Raw genomic sequence first — 20,713 nt, forward strand, 5'->3', positions numbered from 1 at the left:
GGATTCATTCATGAAGGTGGCTGAGTGCACCAAAGAGTAATGCATTTGTGTTGAGCGCACCAACGCCCCCCAAAAAGCGCTCGATTCCTTAAGGCCCAGCCAGAGAGCGTGTGTTTTTTCAGTTAGACATCAACAAGCGCGGTCTGTTTCTCAGATTCTACATTCATTGGGTTCTCAGCCGTTTTCTGAATTAAATAAACCAATAGTGCGCCCAAAAGAGCACAGATTGGTATCAGCAGTAGGGCATGATGGTAGGATTGAAGGCTGTATTGTCTTAATCCATTTGCGCCAACGCCACCCTCCCAGTAAGAGTCCATAATTTTACCGATTAAAGTGTGGAAAAATGACCCACCGAACATATTGATACAATTTAGAAAAGCGATGGTTATTCCTAAATGGGTCTTGGACACAAGGGTAGATCCTGCTGCAAAGACAATTACTTGATAACAGCACATGAGTCCAACCGTAAAGAAAAGCGCGCTAAGTATCCACCAATTGCTTAAATTCTCAGTAAGAAGGAGCAAAAAAGCCAGGGCTAAGCCGAAGCCACACATTCTTATTACAGTGTAATTCCCTAATTTTTTGCTAAGCATAGCAAGTACTGGTCCGCCAAATAACATACCTACGAAAATAAAAGAGACGAGTAGGGCTGCATCCGATTTAGTAAAACCATAGGCGGTAATTAAATAGGGGACTCCCCACACATCAGCAAAACCTTCCAGCGCACCAACCATTAACAAATTAACCAAGGCAAGAACCCATAATCTTTTTAAAGTGAATAAAACAGCTAAGTGGGAGCTGCTTATGTTGCTCGATTTTATAGTTTTAAGATTTTTTGGCGTACGCAAGATTAAGAACGTTGAAAATCCTACACCTATAGAGCATAGAGCTAAGATTAATCCAATATGCTGGCCACCGTAGGTCGAGATCAATTGATTTAGTGGTTTGCCACCATAGATTGCTCCTAAAAGTCCCACACTAAAAGAAAAACCGATCATGTGCGAATATTGATTGCTACTAAACCATTCAGAAACTACTTTGGATACACCTAAAAAACCAACAGCCGAAGCAGCTCCAATTAAAAATCTGCTGAATAATGCTAAGTGAAAATTATTGGTGGAGGTAAAAAGTAGGGCGCCTAGGCCGCAAAGGAGGGCAAAGATAAAAACTATGATTCTGGCACCAAATTTATCTAACAACAGCGCCATAGGGATTTGCATTCCTGCATATCCATAATAATAAAATGCTGCCAAGAAACCGAAACTGGATGCATCGATTGAAAATTGAGCCATGATTTCTTGCATCATTAATCCTGGCCACAGGCGCAATATAAATTGAAGAGCAAAAAAAGAAAGTGGGAAAAGCCACATAACAAAAGGCAATAAATTGTTTCTTAAGCTAAAAGTATTCGTTTGAGTCACAGTACCCTCCAGTTTTCAAAATCAGTTATTTCTGAAATCCCGATACTTCCTCCCTAGAGAGGTTCGGGACAAGAAATAGCTGACCGCTCTAGGGTAAAGAGGGCAAAATAATAATAATCGTTTCGAAAGAGATTGCTGAAGGTAACGAATCAGGGCATGGCAGTGCTTGTGCAGTGAACACTGCAGGGAGCGTATTGCTTTGGTTACTATGGCAATGATTCATATTGAGTAAGATTGGTTAAATTTTATCTATTATTTGCTTAACATATCAAATTAGACTTGATGCTGTCAATTTAATTTTTTGCAGCTGTACTGTTCCCATCTCATGAAACGAAGCAATCTCTTTATTTCCTTGTTTCCATCATTCCCCGTTGCCCTGGAATGACGGAAATGGAGGAAAAGGTATCTTGAGGGAGGATGAGGATATTGATTAGGGCTAAATGAACCCAAACCCCAGCTCTTCTTCCGCTGGCGACAGCGGGAATTTTTTTAATGACAGCCAAGGTTAACCCACATTCCAAATTAAGTACTAAAATTAGCATATGGAGATAAAAAACTGACTGATATGGATATAAATTACAAACTCGCAAAGACTTCAATTGTCTTTAAAGATTACGTGAACAAGTATGCTTATATAGGATTATGCATTTCGGTGAGTAGCATCATTATTGCATCACTTGTTGTGTCATACCAAATAACAGGATTTATCAACCTAAATGGTTTTGTTCGAGCTCAAACAACCAATCCTGCCATTTGGGTTCTTGATCTAAGCCCATTTCTTTTCGCTTATTGGGGGCAGTCGTTTTGCTATGGGTTGGCCAATACGGCAGAAACACTAGTTGCTGATAAAACTCAGGAACTTCTTTATAAAAGTGGCGATCTGGAAGCAAAACTAAAATATGAAAGCGAACATGATTTTTTTACTCAGCTGCCTAATTCCCTACTTTTTCACGAGCAAACTAAACAAGCCATTCATAAGATTGAAACCCCGAATGAGTTGGCAGTTATTTTGTTAAAATTGAATGATTTTAAATCAATTCATAACAATTTTGGTAATTTTAATGCCAATAGTGTCTTAATCCAGTTCGTAAAAAAATTAAAAGATATGTTGCTTTCTCCTTTTATGCTCGAGGCTACTATGGGTATTAATAGCGTGGCGCGAATGGAGGGTGATGAATTTGCATTGTTATTGCCCAGGTTGAATAAAGAGATTAATTGGGACAAACTGCTGAATGCCATTATAGAAGCAACTACGCTTGATATTGTAGTGGACAATATTCATATAAACATCTCAACCACGGCAGGTGCTGCTGTGTATCCCCATGATGGGAATGACGAAGTCACATTAGTGAGTCATGCTCGGACAGCAGTTTTTCATGCAAGAAAAAAGGACAAACCTTTCGCTCTCTATCATCCCAATATGGAGGAGGATTTCACTACCAACCGAATGGTGATGAATGGTTTAAAAAAATCAATAGAAAATCAAGAGATGAAGATTTATTTTCAACCCACAGTGGAACTGGCAACGGGTAAAATCATAGGTGCTGAGGCTATGGTCAGCTTTGTACATGAAAAATATGGATTAATGAGTTTGGAAAAATTTATTTCCCTAATTGAGGGCTCCAGTTTAAGCCAACAATTAACCTCGTTTATGTTAACCCATGTCACCAAACAATTAGCGCTTTGGCATAATGCGGGACATAAAATTTTTGCATCAGTTAATTTATCCGTTCAAGACGCGATTGATAAAAAATTACCTGTTTTTATAAAGAAGTTGCTTGATGAAAATAAAATTTCTCCTGAGTATTTGATCCTCGAATTTAATGAACGTGCTTGTTTAGCAGATCAAGCAAAATCAAAAGATGTATTAAACCAAATAAGTCACCTGGGCGTTAAAATAGCAATACATGATTTCTGCAGTGGTTATGCTTCCTTTATTTATCTGGTCAATTTTCCTATTAATGAAATAAAAATCGAGAAATCTCTTATTTTGAACATGGTCAAAGATAAGAAGAAGGCTAAAATTGTCGAAGCGATTATTAATCTGGCTAAAACCTTTGAGTTAGAGGTTTTGGCCGATGGGGTAGAAAATCGGGAAATTAGAGAGCAACTCAAACAATATGGTTGTAAGTATGGGCAAGGACTTTATTTTTCTCGTCAAATGAGTCCTTATGAATTTATGGCTTTGTTAAATTCAGGTATTACAAAATAAAGAAAGTTGAGCTCTTAAGCTCAACATCTCTTAATTAGTCAGGCCAGGTGTTTCTTCTGTGCCTTCTACATCTTGTTTTTTAGTTGGTGCGGAATTGGTTTCAGCGCTCGCAGGACTGAAACTGCCAAATTTTCCCAGGGCATCCGATAAAACACGGGAATCTTGAACCGTAACACTGGATTGTGCCAGTTCAGATGCTTTGGGTTTGGGAACGGATACATCCATTGCAGGCTCTTGTTTAGGGTAGGTTTTAGAGAGTTCTTGGCCTTTTGGAGTCCCACTTTTAGTTTGAATCACTGCGTTGGTTAATCCGATTCTATCTGCATAATCTATTGCACCCTCTACATATTCTTTATTGGCTGACTCTAAAATGAACTGCACCTCTTTTCCAGCAAAAAAGCGATCGACTGTGCCATCAAATAAATAAGTTGCCAAATCATCCTTGCGTTTTGTACAGAGGTTTAAATCACCTCTATAGATCACTGTCGCAAATTCTAGACCCATATTGTTAATTTCAGTTAATAATTCGAGCAGTTTGTCTTTTACAACCTCATTATCGTATGATTCAGGAAGATCTCCCTCCAAACTTTGCAAATCTGTTGATTTCAAATCTTTTGTTCTAACGAGGGAAAAAGCGTTAAGTTTGGACTGGACTTTTTCATGATAACTTGAGATGAACAGCGTGTTATCTTTGGCTGCATAGTGAATATAAATTTTGGGCATAATATCCTCTTTCTTATTCGATAAATAAGATCATATGAATTAATTATAATATAGACTATTTGTTTTATTTTTGACTAATTATTGCGGTTGTACACGAGTTGTTTGAACGGGCTCAAATAACGCATCATATTGATTTTTAAAAAAAGCTTTTGCTTGTGACGGAGATTCAAATCCTAGAGAATTACTGTATTTAAGGCCTTGTCCAAAACTTGCATTGTGTATGCTGTACTGGCTGTCCTCTAAAATGAGCTGGGCATAATCCAGCGACTCTAAAACAAGAATGTAGATTTCCTGGGCTTTTTCCGCTTCATGATCCTGGAGTAACCAGAAACAGTAATGAGCCATTGCCTCGGCTAAAACCATGTATCCGTAACTGCCATAATGGGGAAGCATGAGCTTACTATTGGCGATAAGTTCTTGGTAAAGCGTTTCCGACTCTTTATTGTTTGCATGCTGAAGTTTCGAGTAAATGCATTCATTATAACGCTGAATTGCATGAACAGAACCGTATCGAATCGCCATCTTAATGGCTTCCATCTCAGAAAATCCAAAATCAATGTTCATTTCTTTTCTTACTTCTTGAGAGAGAAAATAAAAATAGGTGCCTCGGACCAGAGAAAACTGATTTAACTGAGGATGAGAGAAAAACAAAATTAAAGGGACATTTTTTTGTTGAGATAAGGCCACCCCAGAGGCACACCAAATTTTTTCCCAATAATCCTTTAATTCCTCACGATTACAAAAGGCTTCAAAAACAGGGTCGTGATGAGCTATTCGAGTAATCACCTCAATTTTTTGGTTTTTAATTAATGCCAGTTTTCTATTATCATTTGCCTGATTAAAAACATAAATAAATAATCGGTCTTGAGCTGTTAATTTTAATGCCGTATTGAACGTCTTAAAATTAAAAAATGAGTACATACTTTTTATGCCTTTTCTCTAGATTTTTACCCTATGGATGGACACTGCATTCTATTGCGTAGGTTGAGCCTTGGCCTAACATTAGGGAGCATTGCTTCTCAACGTCGCGGTTTATAAAAGAGCTGTTGGGCCAAGAGCCCAACCTACTCTTGATAAAAGTGAACAAATTATTTGCATTATACAACTGAAAAACGCCAGTTTCTATGTTTTTAGAACTAAAAATAGCAATTCAGGGCCAATGCGCCAGTGACGAATTCAGCTGCATGGGGTCCTGTGACAGAAAACCAAATACCGCCAATAAGACCCAGATTGGGGCTAAAATTGTATTCAACAGCCGGAGCCAACGAAACCTGTTCATTTGCTCTTCCCCCTAAACCCGCAATTGTTCCGCCTGGAGTAAATCCGGGATTACCGTCAAAATTACTTCCTGGACTGTGTACATATAACACTTCGAAAACAGGAACCCAGTTTTGTGTGAGTGTGTACTCAAATGCCAAGTCAGCAGAATAACTGTTATCCAGCTTTACCTTACCTACGGTATCGGGAGTACCGCCAAAAGCGTTCACTCCACTGACGGTGACATCGCTAAATTTGGCTCCCACCAAACTTAAACGGGTGCGTAAATAATGTTTATTTGGTAATAAAACCAATTTTTGAAAGTTAAAACCCAGATAGGTTTGGAATGAACCCAAACCTGTTTGATCGGTACCCAATTTTTTGGGATCTAAATTTTCATAGCGTCCAGTGGGAAAAACTTCTTGGACGACGACACGAAGATCGGGAATCCAGGAGTTTTCCTTTGCACGCAAAACTTGCACCCCAGCAGCTAAGCTATAATCTCCGATGCCGTTTCCATGCTGGTTTTTATCCCAACTGTAATCATAAGGCAAAGCAGTTTGTAAATCTAAAAAGCTGAGCACTCCTAAACTCACAATAGGCGTCACTTCAAAATTTCTAAACCCATGGGGGTAGCCGCTATAAAACGCATACGGTTCAAAATTAACATGGCCTGCGGGTATTGTTTTTCCAGCTGGGGCAAGCAAAGGTCCTGTGAACCATGGATCTGCACATGCTGCATTGACAAAAAATAATAATAAAAATAAGAGTCTTGATTTCATAATGAGTGGATTAGGGTAAAAATTAAAATTTAAAACTTTTTTCTTATTAAGGGAATTTATTTTTAACGTACTGCAGTGCTTTTTATAAAAAATCGTGTTGCCAAGCATGTTTTAGTAACAATTTCTTACAATTTGATTATTTAATGAATTTCGAGAAAGTAGGGAAAGGATGTGCGGATTTAAGTCGACCTCTGAGGGTTTCAACAGACTCGAGTTTGAAATGCTAGTAAGCTCGGAGCACTTGGCTCCGAGTGGACTATTTATTTTGCAGGAACTTCTTTCCACCAATTTGTTTGGGTTTCTGTTGCCCAGTGTCCTTCACGCATACGTGCAACAAAAGCCTCTGCCTTTTCAGGAGTTGATGATTTTTGATCTAATTTTATGCACCAATCCCAGTCGCCTGATGTAGACCACATTTTTTCTACGCCATCCCATTTTGCCATTGCATTCATGTCAGACATAGATTTATTGCTTTTCATAAAAATTACACTGTTCCATGCATTCATTATTTATATCCTTATAGAAAAAAATTAAATAGTTGCTTGAATCGATGACTCAAGTTTTTTAAGAATAGAATAGTTTCAGAATTCTTTCCAATTTATCCAATGGTTTTTTATTGTCGATTTTGATTCTAATTTCTGAGGCTAGAGCGGATATCGGTAGGGCACTTTTTAGGCTTAACCATATAGTCTATTTTCACATTGTTATGCGGCATAGTTCGGGCATTAAATTGCCCGAACTATGGGTAACGCAAAGAAGAATGTTACTCTAAAGCGGGTGTCATTGGATCTTGGCTCCTACCATTCTTTGTGGTCTTAATTTTTAGGCTGCAGGAGCGGCAAGTAAAGGAATCTCATTTTCATCCTTCGGTGGCACCTTTTGGTAGTCGCAAAGCCATTGATTTTTTAACTCAATTTCTCTATCTGTTTTTGCAGTACTAAAGAAGAAAGTCTTTCCAGCGGCTAAACGCGCGAATCCTGCAAAAAGTCCTATACCCGTAATGATCATCGCAATATCAGCAATCAGTCGGCGCGTATCGTGACGATGACTAAATTCATCTTTGGCCGCTTCCATTAAATCATCTGCTTGCTTTTTTATGGGAAGGCCTGATAAGCGTATGTTCAATGCTTTTTCATAAAATTGATTGAGGGATTGATCATATTCATTTCCATATCCTTTCTCTTTGCTGAGTTTCATTTTTTTATCGCGAAACGTCTTTAGAGTGAGCAAATCATGGATCACTACAGAGGAGAGTTTATTATTTTCTATTTTTTTCAGAATTACTTGTCGAAAAATGGGATCATGGAGCGTTGCTCCTATGAGTTGGCTTTGAAGAGAGGGGACAATTTTGTCCAGAGTCGGCTCGAACTGCGTTACAAGTTTATCTATAGGTTCAACTGGGGACTCTTGGCTAATAACCTCAGTTTCAAGAAGCTTTTCATAAAGTTTTTGGTCTCGTATCAATTGTTTATGAGTTTTTTGAGCATCCTCAGCGGTTAATGTGCTACTTAACTGTTCAAAATCCTCGATGGTTTTCGAAAAAATAGGATCATCGAATACTCTTTTCTTATCGGCGACTGAGGTGGCTTTTTTTAAGCGGTCATACAGCCCATACAAAATACCTTCTATTTGTCGGGTTTGATGTTCCACCTCAAATTGCTTTTGCAGATCAGGAGGTAGTTTCACAAATAATTGATTTAAGAGAGGCACTATTTTTTTTCGTTCTTCAATATTTTGCGCTAAATTGATTTGCCTCAGATAAAATTGATAGATCTCTTTTTTTACCTGAGACAATTGAGAGGCGTAGTGATTTCGCTCATGTTCTGGAAGCTTATTATATTTTTCTTCCAATAAGTTCAGTGCAGCGGGTTTATTTTCCTCTGTTGCTAAATTGAGTCGTTGCTGTACGTATTCCTCCAGGTGTTGCAACTCCATTTGCGCCTGTTCAATCGTTTCAGCCGCGCCAAAGAGACCGGTGGTTTCTGTCGCTGCATACTGCAGTTTCGCAAAAAAGCCCCTCTTGGCTTCGAGATCTGAATGTTCTTTAAATTGCTGGACTAATTCCCAAAAATGCCGGATTTGACGTAAGGTGATGATTTTATTCTCGACATCGTTACCCAGTGTAAATGCTTCATTTTGCAATGCTTGATCGATAGTTTGCCACAGTGCTTGATTTTTCATGATGCGGTTTACCAAAATACTCGGTGTGGCCGCGTTCAGTTCTTCCAGGCAGATACCGGCAAGTTGTATACCATTCATTTGTTGCAGTGTTTCATCATTGATGGAGTAGAAAAAAGGGCTTTCAAAAACTTCTACAGAAGATTTCTGCAACGTGCTGCGAAAACGTTGTAGCGCGTCATTTGCTTTCTTAAATCGCACTACAGCCTCTTGAAATAAAGTGACTGTAGCGCTCATACCTTCCCAGGAAGACTTAGTCGTCTGCAGTATTTTTAAAGCACGCAGCATCAGTAATACATCAGAGCCTGCTGTAAGAAGTTCGTTGACTTGGCACCAGTATGAATTAGGGTAATGTTTTTTATATTCACTACTAAGCGCTGCATAGGGTTTAAAATCCGATGAGCTCAGGTCGGTAAGGTCTAGAGAAAATAAGTGTTTTAGGAGGGTACTTTCACGGTATTGTCCCACAAGAGTTTGTCCGAGTTCAAATTCGGATTGTTTCATGAAAAAGTCAGCAAGGATATTCGTTGTTTGAGCGGGCTGATGTTCCCACAAGTTAAATAACTCGGATTCTTGGGCTAAATTGTCCACATAATCATTAAATTGTTGCGCCAAATCGCTCAGATTTAATTCTGCATAATCAATAAGATTGATTTGAGCAAAAGGTAGGAGTTGTTCTTCCCAGCCTAGTATGAGTTCAGGGAAAGCAATTGCGTTTTTGCCTGTTAATGCGATGGGTTTGGTAAATAACTCAGCGCGTTCTATGGTTTTTTTTAATTGCTCAATAGAGTCCATGGAGATGGAAACAGGATAATCACACATGACCCAACTTGAGGATAAATCCATGTCTGCTGAACAAGTGGGAAATGATTTGTGCAGCTCCTTAATGTGCCTGTCGATTTGTTGGAGAAAGTGGGTTAGCGACTCGTTCTCTTTTTCGTTAGCTAGTTCTTGAAAATGCTTTTGAATTCGCAACAGTTTTTCCAGGAGCAGTTTACTTTCTTCATGTAAATCATCGTATAGATTTTTTAATAAAAGTTCCTCATGGGTTTGCTTCAGTATGGGATCAATTTTCAGCTGCAATTCAAATAACTTTTGAATACGAAGAATGGCCTGCTGGTACTCTGGTGGCGTATTTTTTGTTTGGAGCATTAGAGCCATTTGATCTTTAAAGGTCTCATAATGCTCAATATGTCCTTGTTGCAACTTTTTAATGGTCGCTAATAATTGAGATTGTAAATTAAAGAGAGTTAATTGATTTTCAGCATCCAATGGACTTTCAGCAATAAAAACTTGATACACACGTTTCAAATAACTATCGAAATCCAGTGCAATATAACTTAGGTACTCTCCTTGAGCAGGAGTTGCTGTTTTAGGTTTGCTTAGGAGTAAATCTAACAGTTGCTTTTGATGACTTTCATCTTCACGACTCGCTTTTTTTAATTGATCTAAAAATTGTTTGATATATGGCCAATTTTCGTCAGTAATCGTGACTCGCATTGCGCCGTATTTATCCGGTGGAAAAACGCCTTTTTCCAATAGAAGTTTTGCTTGATAAACCGGGTCGCTAAAATACAAAGAACCGGCAGCAGTATAGGTGTCCGAAGCTCCTTTTAAGGAATGACCTTGGCCAAATTGATCGTGATTTTGTTGTACCTCATCAGGATCTTTTTTAGCTCCTAACAGGAATTCTAGAGCCGAGGCTGCAGGTGCTGTTTGTTCCAATCCAAGCAGAAGCAAACTATCGTAATCATTCCGGTGAAAATAAAAATGGCCGCTGCATCCATTGTTGGCTATTTTTTTTCCATAAAAATTCGTCTTTCCCATGCCACCCATGGCAATATTAATACCAAAATCCAGGGGTGTTTTAATCATTCCGGGTAATTGCCCCATAATTCCCAGAAGAAACCCTTTCCCTTCAACCGCTGTACCATCGCCACTGCGAGTCACATTATGGGTGGCTGAGCGCGAAAAAACAGTATTTTGTGATTCTGGAGCAGGGAAGTAATTTAATAATTCTTTCTTATTGGTTCCACTGAGCTCTTGATAGTCAAGAATAATGCGACTTGCGTGGGATACATAATCAGCGATGGTTAATTGATCGGAGGGTGCTTGCAATTTAGATGACTTGGATAGATAAGAACGAGTCATGAAGTCACCGCAAGCCAAACAAGCCAGTAAGAGCTGAGTCATATTGACTGCAACATCATCTTTTGCATTATGTATAAAGGTATCAGCCCATTGTTGAGCAACGACCACTTGATCCTGATCAATGGTGCACGAAAGAATATCGAATTTCTTATCAGACATTTTTTTAAGACTTAAATTAAATTGCCGCTATGGTAACAAACAAGACTCTCTTGTTGCAAAAATAAATACATAGTTGTTTTTTTGATCACCCATGTTTCGATCGAACACAAGAACTTTAACCTGCAAAACATGAGTTTTCATATCAATGATAAATTGAGCCAAGTACTATACTTAACTTATAAATAGAAGCATTGAGTTGAAAATTACGGGTTGTCTATCGCATACTCCGTGCTACATCAATTAACGAAGACTGTTATGAATAACCATCAAAAAATTATCTGCCCTACGTGTGGAAAACAAAATACCTGGTATCCAGAAAACCCGTTTAAGCCATTTTGTTCCGACCGATGTAAACTCATTGATTTGGGTGAATGGGCTCGTGAAAATCGAACAATTCCTGGAAAACCAATGGATATGGAGTTTATCAATTCAACCAATGAGGATGGTGGCAACGAGTATAATTAAGCTTTTAAAGAAAAAATTTAGGAGTTATTTTTTAAATATGAGATAAGGAGCTGCTATGAGAAATCAAAAGTGTTCTGCCTCGAATAGCATTACGATGCGAGTCCGCATGAAAAATACTCCTGGCACTTTTGGTAAGTTAGCAGCTGCTATCGAAAAAGAAGGCGGGCAAATTGGTGCGATTGATATCGTCCGTGTTGAAACAGATGCCCAGATACGTGATATTACCATTTACACCTGTGGCACCAAACACGCAGAAATAATCGTCGAACAACTGCGGACTATCCCTACTTTAGAGGTCATTCACGTATCTGATCGAACTTTTCTGGCTCATCTGGGCGGAAAAATTGAAATTAAAAGTCGTATTCCGTTAAAGACACGTGATGATCTGTCCATTGCCTATACCCCGGGGGTGGCGCGAATTTGCTCTGCGATTTATAAAAAGCCGGAAGATGTCTTTAATCTCACAATTAAAAAAAATACTGTCGCGGTAGTCTCTGACGGGACAGCAGTATTAGGTTTGGGAAATATGGGGCCCTATGCTGCCATTCCTGTCATGGAAGGGAAAGCCTTACTATTTAAAGAATTTGCAAATGTTGATGCGTTTCCTATTTGTTTGAATACCCAAAATGTGGATGAAATCGTTGCTACGATTAAGAATATTGCTCCAGTATTTGGTGGAATTAATTTAGAAGATATTGCTGCACCTCGTTGTTTTGAAGTGGAAGAGCGACTCAAGAAAGAATTGAATATCCCGGTATTTCATGATGATCAACATGGCACAGCAGTAGTGCTGGCTGCTGCAATGATTAATTCACTCAAATTGGTTAAGAAGCAATTGGAACAGATTAAAGTGGTTGTCGTAGGTATTGGGGCTGCAGGGACGGCATGTACCAAAATGTTACTCAACTTAGGAGTAAAAAATATTATTGGTTGTGATTGTGAAGGGGTGCTCTATGTCGGGAAGCCCGGATTAAGTCCAGTTCATCGGTGGTATGCCGAACATACAAATCCTAATCTTGAGAAAGGTACCGTACACGATGCGATAAAGGGCGCAGATGTATTTATTGGTGTTTCAAAACCTGGTGTGATTGATGCGAAAGACATAAAAAAAATGAACCAAGATGCAATTGTTTTTGCAATGGCTAATCCCATACCCGAAATAATGCCTGAAGACGCAAAAAAATATGCGACCATTGTCGCAACAGGGCGAAGTGATTATCCGAATCAAATTAATAATGTACTCTGCTTTCCTGGTATTTTTAGGGGCGCGTTGGATTGTATGGCTACAGAGATTAATGAGGAAATGAAGCTCGCCGCGGCATACGCTATAGCAAGCTCTATAGAGGAACAGTATTTAAGCTGTAGTTATATTGTTCCTAGTGTGTTTGATACGACGGTGGTAAAAAGGGTGGCTCAAGCAGTGAAACAGGCAGCCATTCAAACCGGAGTGGCGCGTAAAATGAAAACATAGTTTGGCAACCATTGTATAAAGCACCGCGCTATAAAGGGGTTTATTATTTTAAATTTTTCCTCTATCTCCCAAGGCCTAGGCTGCGGGACTTTCGTAGGCTAGGTCTGCTTTCAGCTATGCTAATAAATTCTTTCGTAAAAAGTCAGACAACTCCTTTTCTGTCAAATGAATCACGTCGTTTTTTAAATTATGAGTTACCAAATGATGGACATGCTTGTTGAGATGATGAAATAAAAGCCCATTCATATGCGGTCCTGTGATTACAATAAGCTTGTCATACTCATGAGCATTTCTGGAATGATCTAATTCTTCTGCAATTGTTCTTGCAAAATTATCGATCTCTATTTCTTTGGGATCAGATTGTTGTGTATAGGTTCCTCGAGTTGTGGTCGCTGTATTATAGCGACCTGGTTTTTCTGAAGTTAATTCAATATCCCTTAGTTTACTTTGAGGATGTTGCAATTCTTTTATTAATTTTAGATCGTAAGGCGTTGTGGTTGATTTATAAATTCGGCAAGTATTGGTGTCCGCAGCAAGAACCCATGTCGTTTGGTGATCGAATTTCATTGCGATATCCTTATATTGAATGAGATCTTAATTATAGCAAAAATTAACCAATATCATGGGGGCATTATATTCATTGAGTCGGTCTGTTTTAAATTTCATTTTCGTCCTGCAAGTCTGCCTCAAAACTTAGTAAGAGTTCAGTTTTTACCGCATTTTATTTCAATAGATACACGACGAGTCCCCAAAACTTTGGGGACTGAGAGATTGGTATTAAGGATTCGCAATCGTTGCTTTTTGGTACATACCGGCTTCAAAATGCCCCGGGATATTACAGGCAAATACAACATCATGTTGGGGATTTGATTTAAATTTCCAGGTTAATGTTTTCGTTTCACCTGGATTAATGGTAATGGTATTACCGTCTTCATGGACCATGCCTGGCATTGCGCGCATCATTTCTTGATGTGCCTTTTGTTCCTTTTCATCACCAATCGAGAATTCATGAGGTACTTTTCCAATATTGGTTACTTTAAAGGTTATGATGTCACCCTCATGAAGTGTAGGTTTTTGTGAAAAGTTAAATCGCATGTCATCCGAAGCAGTCACCTGAATCGTTTTTGTAGCTTTTGCCGCATTCCCTGGACTGCCTACTGAGCTTGTTTCATGATGAGCGTGTGCCAATGCTGGCTTGCTTAAAATCCCTGAGCACAACAGAGTCAAAATAATTGTTCTTGGTAGTGTACGTAGCATATTTGAAAACCTATGTTAATCGACTTGTAATAAGTGGGTGTAGATTAAACGAACAGTTCAATGAATTCTACTGCTTTGGTAAAGTAAAAATGAATCAAGCACAGGTATTATGAGATTAACTGCATTGAAACCATGCTACTGACTTGTAGTGATTCATGAGCTGGCACAAAATCACGCGGGTTCATTCAAGACAGCAGTGGATAGAATACCCCGATCATAAATCAGATTAATTTTTATCAGCTCAGCTAGCGATTTTACCTGCATTTTTCTCATGACATTTGCACGATGAACTTCAACTGTGGATATCGATATATTAAGTTCATAAGCAATCTGTTTATTAAGGTGGCCTTCAACAACCAAATGCATGACCTGTTTTTCACGTTTGGTTAAGCTATTCATCCGCTCCTGAAAATCGATTTGAGACAGCGTCATCTTCCTTTTAATTTTTTTAAGGCATCTTTGTGTTATATCCAATAAATTCTGATGATTCACTGGTTTAAGAATGAAATCTTCGGCTCCTGCTTTCATAGCGCGGATGGCCATTGTAATATCACCATAACCTGTGATGAGGATTATGGGCAATTGGTTTTTTGATTCATTCAATTGCTCGAGTAATTCTAAACCGCTCATTACAGGCATACGTACATCGATGATCAAGCATCCGCTCTCATTATTGTAATTATCGAGGAAATCTTGGGCATTTTCATAAGTTTGAACTTGAAGATTTATTGATTCAAATAACCAACGAAATGATTGGCAAATCTCTGGATCATCATCAACGATAAAAATGGTTGTATTTGTATAAGGCTTATCCATTACCTGTCCTGATCTAGTATTATTTGAAAACATATGCCATTGGCTAATAATTCAGCCCTTTTCATGGAATAAGGAGTAGCTTTATGAAAATCCATAATTAATCCAACGTTATAGTATTCCAGTTCATAGGAATACAATGAGTTAATTTCTGCGACCAGAACATCCATACTGTGTGTGTCGGTAAAGTTATCTTGCGTTCTAAGGTCTGGCATGGAATAAATTTTATTTTGCAATGACTCAGTGTATTGCATGTTTTGCAAATCATTAGCCATTGGCTCTGGGCTTAAGTGATTTTTTTGCAATCTCAGTTCGCAACCACTTAAATTGGTTTTAAATGCTGTTAAAGGCTGATTTATTTCATGGAGTCGTTTTGATATTTTGCACGTTTGAGAATTATTTTTCATTATTTTCCATCAATTACATCTCAATACGCTGTCTAACTGGAACAACATCAGACTCCTCATTTTGAGCCGTATTTCAATACAGAAATTCATTTGTCTTAATTGTATGCGAAAAAATTAATCTGTACTTTATTGTTTTCTTTTGTATGAAAGATTGATCATGTTAATTCAGATGGACTCTATAGTTTATTCTGGTTAACCTTAGTATTAAGTTAAAGGGTGAAATGAAGTCGTATAAATCAATCTTATTCCATGTAGCACTCTGAATCATTATCTTGATTCACCTGCAAACAAGATTTGCTCAAAAATAAAGCATTCAATCGCATTAAACTAGGGATGCAGATCTTTATAAATTGTATTTACTGCTCTTTTTAGGGTAATTTATTATTTAAATACAGTCTCTGATCAACGGATGATGTTATGGTTAATTTGATTGTTTTGGCAATGCGTAATGACACAATGACTTTTTTTATACTGGGATTGGTAGGTGCTCTTCTAGAGTGGTTATTCCGTGCACGACCGAAGAAAAAAGCGAAGGTTATTGAAATCATTTTTTCTTGGTATTTGTTGTTTAATATCGGATTAGCCTTTTTATTTAACTTTATAATGCATGTCTTTCTGGGGGATTTTACCGCCCAGTTTATTGGTTGGCCACAAAGCCCATTTCAAACGGAAGTCGGCTTTGCCAGCTTAGGAATTGCTGTGAATGGAATAATCAGCTTTAGAGGTTCAATTGCCTTTCGTGCGGCAACGATTATAGTTCCTGCCCTGTTCTTATGGGGGGCTGCGGGTGTGCATCTTTATCAAATGATTGTTGCTCATAATTTTGAGCCTGGCAATGCCGGTAGCGTATTTTGGACGGATATCTTCATGCCCGTTATTGCCTTTTTATTACTTTGGATGCAATACCGAAACCCCGAAACACACGCAATCCAGAAGGTGATTGTCCGTTAAGTTGACGTGTTTGGATTGGGCAAAATCATCTCTGATTCATTCTCGTACCTAGCGTTGTTCCGGCGCGGGTCACAGTGCGCGTGCATGGATTGTAATGTATCGGCGTGACAGAGTGCGCTGGGGCTTTGAAGATGTCGGGGTGGGCGAGGATAATAGAGTATCAGTGGTACATTAAATGGCGCCATTTGAATAATTCTTGATTTTTTTGGGGTGACCCATTCAAACATGAACCAAACAAGCCTTCATTTGACAAAACTGGGTTATGTACCAGAATTTTATTAGATGCCCTAGATCATATGGAGGTATATCATGAGCAAAGTAACGCAATTTAAGAAAGGAACTCCCAGCAAAGGCTCGACAAGCAAGGGGTCTTCCATTCAAATTAATCGTTCACAAAATCCATTTTTAAGTCTGCAAAATGAAGTGGATAGATTATTTAGTGATTTTAATGATTTCTTTTCACCAGCTAAATTTAATTGGGGACAATTTGAAAAACTGGCCCTTGCTCCTTCAATGGATGTTGTTGAGGATAAAGATCATTTCTGTGTTCAGTTAGAAATGCCAGGTTTAGACGAAAAAGACATTAAGGTTTCCATATTGGATAATGTACTCACTATTAGTGGTGAAAAGTCCAGTTCGAAAAAAAATGAAGGCAAACGATATATATCCCGAGAAATCAGCTTTGGGAAATATGAACGATCCATTTCTTTACCCACTAGCGTTGATTTGACTCAAGCGAAAGCAACGTTTAAAAAAGGAATGCTTTGGGTTGATTTACCTAAGAAAACGGAATCTAAAACTGGAACCCGAGATATCAAGGTGGAACAAGCCAAATAGCTCTAATCATGTTCTCATCATGATTACCATGGGAGATTATTGGAGCATGGAGTAGTTTCCTCTCCACCGGGTGTACGGTTGGGAGAAGGCAGGCTGAGGGTGTTAACGACACCTTCATGCCTATGCTTTTATCCAAAAAACACGAACCAATACATACAAAATCGTCATCCCTAGAATAGGAATAATGAGAAAGGCAAGGAAATTATAGAATCCTATTCGATTTTCAGCTGAGGCATTATAAAATGCTTTAAATTTTTTCCATAGAGACATTATGAAATGGCCTCCCTTTTTGATTGAGCCTTAATTTTATAAGATTTTGAACCTTAATAGAAAGTGATTTATCGTTTCAATCAGTGTGTTGTCCTATAAAAAACTTCAAATTTTAAAAAAAATGAGTACCATACTTGGATTCGCTTCAATTCAATGACCAGCATGAGCTTACTTGCAATGAGGATGTACCATGTTACTTTTTAGCACTGCATTATTGAAACATCAATTGGATTTTGCTCCATTATCTGAGTGTATGGAGTATTTACCAGCGGTTGCTGCTTGGGCAGAAAACGAGTGGGGCTATATTCGTAACAAAGGAGTTGAATACCGTGAGCAACTTCTTAGTTCCTTGAAGGAGCATGTCTATGTGGGAACTTTTAATGGTCAGCCTGTGGCCTTATTTGCTTTATTTCCCAAAGAAATGGCCTCTGAGTTTCATGAAAAGAAGTTCAAAGCACCCACTGTAACTGAATTGATGTATGTTTATGTAGATAAAACTTACCGTGGATTAAATTTTGGCAAGCAAGTTGTCGAAAAAGCAAAGGAAATAGCAAAATCTAAAGAAGCTGAGTTCATCATGCTGGATACCTTAAAACCTTCATTAAATCGATTTTATCAAAATTCTGGAGCACAAATTATCGCGGAAAATCAATTGTTCTCTCATCCTACCGATGTATTAACCATTAAATTATAGAGATGATTCTGCACGTCGGGCCTTGGCCGCATCTGGCCAGGTTGATTTGTTGGGCCAAGGCCCAACCTAAATCAGCACGAGCAAAGCTTCTACTTCAGAAGTTTACAGTTTAGCAGAACCTGGCTTACAATTTAAAAAATCAAAATCACCGAGGCTGGCGCCAAATCGTGCACTGGCTTGAACCAAGGTATCTGTCGTAACGGCCTCAATAAGTTCTGCAAGAGGAGTTTCTTTGTAGTGTCTCATGCAGCGAACGCGTTTTTCCAGATTCTGTCCAATGACAGTCAGACGATTGGAATGATTCAATTGAAATTGTCCTAAACCGATTTCACTGGTTATTTTGTCCAGTGCCTGTTGATGTGAGGCAGTCATACCGGATTGAATCGCTTGTACCACCAAATCAACAGTAGAGCCTTGTTCCAGTATCTGCGCACAGGCTTCTGCTAATTGCTTGATTTCATTGATATAGCCTTGTTGATTACCTAACATCAGGATTTTCATGGCAGAGGCTGCTGTCGCTTCGATTTGGGGTAAATCTACAGTTTCTCTGATACTTTCTTCAAAAAGGGCATCTAAAGAAAATGCCGCTTGATTTGTTGTTGGCTCATGTTTACTTTGCATCGCGGACTCCAAGCTAGGATAGAAGAAAAATTGGGGTTGGATTGAAACCATTTGGTGAATAAATAATTGGCCATTATGTGATTATTTTATTCATGTGTAAAGAGGTCTGCTAATAGAGATTTTAGAGGATATTTAGTTGATTCAGCCATTCCTTTCGATGCGTGAATGCCAACCACTCATTTGGGACTATATCTGTCAAAAACAAAAAATGCCCAAACCCGACCTTAAATTCCTATGGTATAATTGGTCCTATTTTAAAATGTTTTTTTAGTGAGTCGTGCAATTGATTACCCATCATGTTGATCTTCGCTCCTACCATACTGAAAGCTGCAGTCACTCTCATGATTTTGCGCAATTGGTTTTACCGCTTGCTGGCTCTATGGAGTTGGAAGCAGGTCATTATTCTGGAATTGTTAATCATCAGGTTGGTGTTTTTATAGCCCCCAATGAACGGCATTGTTTTTCGGGAAGTCAGGAAAATCTTTTTCTAGTGGTTGATGTAGCAAACCCAAATAATCTCTATAGAGAACAGCGCTCTCATGCCTTTAATTTAACGACGAGCATTAAAAAGCTCGTACAATTTACACACTATCATTTAGCGGCGAATGAAGGTGATTTTTTGACTGATTGTTTAATTAATCAATTACTCGTGCATTATGCTACAAAATCGTTCTCTCCAGAGTTGGACCGAACGGTGATTAAGGCAAAAAATTGGATCGATTTTTATTTTGCCGATACGGTAAATGTAAGCAAAGTGGCGCAGCATTGTCATTTAAGTGTCAGTCAATTACAGCGTCGGTTCAAGCATTCTCTGGGTTGTAGTATTGCGGAGTATTGGCGATTTAAAAAATTAAATCAGGCCAAACAATTGCTTGCTGCACAGCATCTTTCTATTGAAGCCATCGCTTTTGCTGTCGGTTATGAAAATTTACCTGCATTTAGTCGACGATTCAGTAAAGTATTTGGTGAGTCGCCTTCTCAGTGGAGAACAAAAGCATTATCAGCAAAGAAAATGCGTGAAATGGATAACTCGTACTGATCACAAAATTGATAAACTGCAGATTGTTTTCACCTTGCAATTCAGAGAAGTATTTATATGCAAAAATCTAATGTTTATTTACGGGGTATGTTCTTCCTTATCTTGGCTCAAATTATGGTAGGTGTGAACATTGTTTTTTCCAAGTATTTGCTTTCTTCAATTCCGGTTCTATTTATTTTGGCTCTGCGCTTTACGTTGGCCGCTATTATTTTATTGCCCTTACACTGGTTTACCTCTGCTAAAAATAAGCCGTTAAGTTATTATTTTTCGCAATTAAAACAACGCGATTGGTTTTTTATTGGGGCTCAGGCAGTTTCTGCGGGGGTATTGTTCAATTTCCTGATATTATGGGGATTAAATGACACTGATGCGAATGTAGCGGGTATTATTACCAGTGCGTTACCTGCGATCATTGCGCTTATGTCTTGGATCATTCTGGGTGAAAAGATTTCCGGTACAAAGGCTATCTGTGTGGGTTTTGCCACCCTTGGATTAATCGTGATTGCGTGCGATAAGCTCATAGGCTTGCACGTGAGCCATTCTTTTAAGGGGGATGCACTGGTTTTAATTTCTCTTTTACCTGAAGCGAGTTACTATATTTTAAGTAAGATGCATGCGAATTCGCTGCCAGTATTTCTAATTTCCTCATTACTCAATGCAATCAATGCCATTTTGTTATTGATTTGTTTGGGCTTTAATTCCTGGGGTGGGCTAACCATCCAATTTTTAGATTGGATGATTTTGATTATTTTAGGTTTAAGCTCAGGTCTTTTTTATGTTTTTTGGAATTTTGGTTGTCAGAAGGTGGATGGAGTAATGGCTTCATTATCAACAGCAGTGATGCCATTAGCTACGGTGTTGATTGCCTGGGTACTGCTGGGTGAGCGACTGACTTTCGGACAAGCAATAGGTATGGGGATGGTGATTCTCTCAATTACAGTATATGCAAAACGGTAAGCAGCTGGTTTTGCAAAATCAAGATGAGATGAGATAAAGTATTTGCTA

20 protein-coding genes are annotated in these 20,713 nt (G+C 38.6%); 8 read left to right on the top strand and 12 right to left on the bottom strand.

The features are described 5' to 3' along the window. Positions 1-122: 122 nt before the first annotated feature. Positions 123-1,370, bottom strand: a complete 1,248-nt coding sequence (locus OQJ13_RS12840; RefSeq protein ID WP_265711943.1) for an MFS transporter — start codon at positions 1,368-1,370, stop codon at positions 123-125. A gap of 616 nt (positions 1,371-1,986) precedes the next feature. On the opposite strand from OQJ13_RS12840, the gene OQJ13_RS12845 reads away from it, so the two are divergent. Further along, the gene (locus OQJ13_RS12845; protein ID WP_265711214.1) at positions 1,987-3,633 is read left to right on the top strand and encodes a putative bifunctional diguanylate cyclase/phosphodiesterase; all 1,647 of its coding nucleotides are present in this window, start codon (positions 1,987-1,989) and stop codon (positions 3,631-3,633) included. 30 nt (positions 3,634-3,663) lie between these two features. Here the strand turns inward: OQJ13_RS12845 and OQJ13_RS12850 are convergent, their stop codons facing one another. From OQJ13_RS12850 to OQJ13_RS12870, 5 genes are all read right to left on the bottom strand, one after another. Further along, entirely contained in the window at positions 3,664-4,356 is a 693-nt protein-coding gene (locus tag OQJ13_RS12850) for a hypothetical protein (protein ID WP_265711215.1), read from the bottom strand. Between the two features lie 78 nt (positions 4,357-4,434). Then, positions 4,435-5,277, bottom strand: a complete 843-nt coding sequence (locus OQJ13_RS12855; RefSeq protein ID WP_265711216.1) for a DUF5630 domain-containing protein — start codon at positions 5,275-5,277, stop codon at positions 4,435-4,437. 215 nt (positions 5,278-5,492) lie between these two features. Beyond that, positions 5,493-6,395, bottom strand: coding sequence for a transporter (locus OQJ13_RS12860; protein WP_265711217.1), 903 nt, complete (start codon positions 6,393-6,395; stop codon positions 5,493-5,495). Positions 6,396-6,655: 260 nt separating this feature from the next. Beyond that, a complete protein-coding gene (locus tag OQJ13_RS12865) occupies positions 6,656-6,901 on the bottom strand; it encodes a hypothetical protein (protein ID WP_265705011.1) in 246 nt (81 codons plus the stop codon). A gap of 316 nt (positions 6,902-7,217) precedes the next feature. Then, entirely contained in the window at positions 7,218-10,883 is a 3,666-nt protein-coding gene (locus OQJ13_RS12870) for a LepB GTPase-activating domain-containing protein (RefSeq protein ID WP_265711218.1), read from the bottom strand. A gap of 255 nt (positions 10,884-11,138) precedes the next feature. Between OQJ13_RS12870 and OQJ13_RS12875 the strand changes: the two genes are divergently transcribed. Both OQJ13_RS12875 and OQJ13_RS12880 read left to right on the top strand, forming a co-directional pair. Next, positions 11,139-11,348: a DNA gyrase inhibitor YacG gene (locus OQJ13_RS12875; protein ID WP_265711219.1), complete on the top strand. Its 210-nt coding sequence runs from the start codon at positions 11,139-11,141 to the stop codon at positions 11,346-11,348. Positions 11,349-11,403: 55 nt separating this feature from the next. Continuing rightward, positions 11,404-12,819, top strand: a complete 1,416-nt coding sequence (locus tag OQJ13_RS12880) for an NAD-dependent malic enzyme (RefSeq protein ID WP_265711220.1) — start codon at positions 11,404-11,406, stop codon at positions 12,817-12,819. 114 nt (positions 12,820-12,933) lie between these two features. On the opposite strand, the gene OQJ13_RS12885 is transcribed toward OQJ13_RS12880, so the two are convergent. The 4 genes from OQJ13_RS12885 to OQJ13_RS12900 all read right to left on the bottom strand — a co-directional run bounded on the left by OQJ13_RS12885 (position 12,934) and on the right by OQJ13_RS12900 (position 15,296). Beyond that, positions 12,934-13,386, bottom strand: a complete 453-nt coding sequence (locus OQJ13_RS12885) for a host attachment protein (protein WP_265711221.1) — start codon at positions 13,384-13,386, stop codon at positions 12,934-12,936. A 210-nt stretch (positions 13,387-13,596) separates the two neighbouring features. Further along, positions 13,597-14,076: a cupredoxin domain-containing protein gene (locus OQJ13_RS12890; protein ID WP_265711222.1), complete on the bottom strand. Its 480-nt coding sequence runs from the start codon at positions 14,074-14,076 to the stop codon at positions 13,597-13,599. Positions 14,077-14,247: 171 nt separating this feature from the next. Next, the gene (locus OQJ13_RS12895; RefSeq protein WP_265711223.1) at positions 14,248-14,892 is read right to left on the bottom strand and encodes a response regulator transcription factor; all 645 of its coding nucleotides are present in this window, start codon (positions 14,890-14,892) and stop codon (positions 14,248-14,250) included. Continuing rightward, the gene (locus tag OQJ13_RS12900) at positions 14,892-15,296 is read right to left on the bottom strand and encodes a hypothetical protein (RefSeq protein ID WP_265711224.1); all 405 of its coding nucleotides are present in this window, start codon (positions 15,294-15,296) and stop codon (positions 14,892-14,894) included. The genes OQJ13_RS12895 and OQJ13_RS12900 overlap by 1 nt, the downstream gene beginning before the upstream one ends. Positions 15,297-15,713: 417 nt before the next feature. Between OQJ13_RS12900 and OQJ13_RS12905 the strand changes: the two genes are divergently transcribed. Then, entirely contained in the window at positions 15,714-16,247 is a 534-nt protein-coding gene (locus OQJ13_RS12905) for a DUF6790 family protein (RefSeq protein WP_265711225.1), read from the top strand. Positions 16,248-16,556: 309 nt separating this feature from the next. Then, positions 16,557-17,084, top strand: coding sequence for an Hsp20/alpha crystallin family protein (locus OQJ13_RS12910; RefSeq protein WP_265711226.1), 528 nt, complete (start codon positions 16,557-16,559; stop codon positions 17,082-17,084). 120 nt (positions 17,085-17,204) lie between these two features. On the opposite strand, the gene OQJ13_RS12915 is transcribed toward OQJ13_RS12910, so the two are convergent. Then, positions 17,205-17,354: a hypothetical protein gene (locus tag OQJ13_RS12915; protein WP_265711227.1), complete on the bottom strand. Its 150-nt coding sequence runs from the start codon at positions 17,352-17,354 to the stop codon at positions 17,205-17,207. Positions 17,355-17,544: 190 nt separating this feature from the next. On the opposite strand from OQJ13_RS12915, the gene OQJ13_RS12920 reads away from it, so the two are divergent. Continuing rightward, complete coding sequence (locus OQJ13_RS12920) at positions 17,545-18,048, top strand: GNAT family N-acetyltransferase (protein ID WP_265711228.1); 504 nt, start codon at positions 17,545-17,547, stop codon at positions 18,046-18,048. Positions 18,049-18,150: 102 nt separating this feature from the next. Here OQJ13_RS12920 and OQJ13_RS12925 read toward each other — a convergent pair whose 3' ends face one another. Continuing rightward, a complete protein-coding gene (locus tag OQJ13_RS12925) occupies positions 18,151-18,669 on the bottom strand; it encodes a hypothetical protein (RefSeq protein ID WP_265711229.1) in 519 nt (172 codons plus the stop codon). Between the two features lie 283 nt (positions 18,670-18,952). Between OQJ13_RS12925 and OQJ13_RS12930 the strand changes: the two genes are divergently transcribed. Beyond that, complete coding sequence (locus OQJ13_RS12930; RefSeq protein WP_322783760.1) at positions 18,953-19,708, top strand: AraC family transcriptional regulator; 756 nt, start codon at positions 18,953-18,955, stop codon at positions 19,706-19,708. A gap of 57 nt (positions 19,709-19,765) precedes the next feature. After that, positions 19,766-20,665: a DMT family transporter gene (locus OQJ13_RS12935; RefSeq protein ID WP_265711231.1), complete on the top strand. Its 900-nt coding sequence runs from the start codon at positions 19,766-19,768 to the stop codon at positions 20,663-20,665. Positions 20,666-20,713 lie beyond the last annotated feature (48 nt).

Origin of the sequence: Legionella sp. PATHC035 (genome assembly GCF_026191115.1) — a bacterium.
GTDB lineage: Bacteria > Pseudomonadota > Gammaproteobacteria > Legionellales > Legionellaceae > Legionella.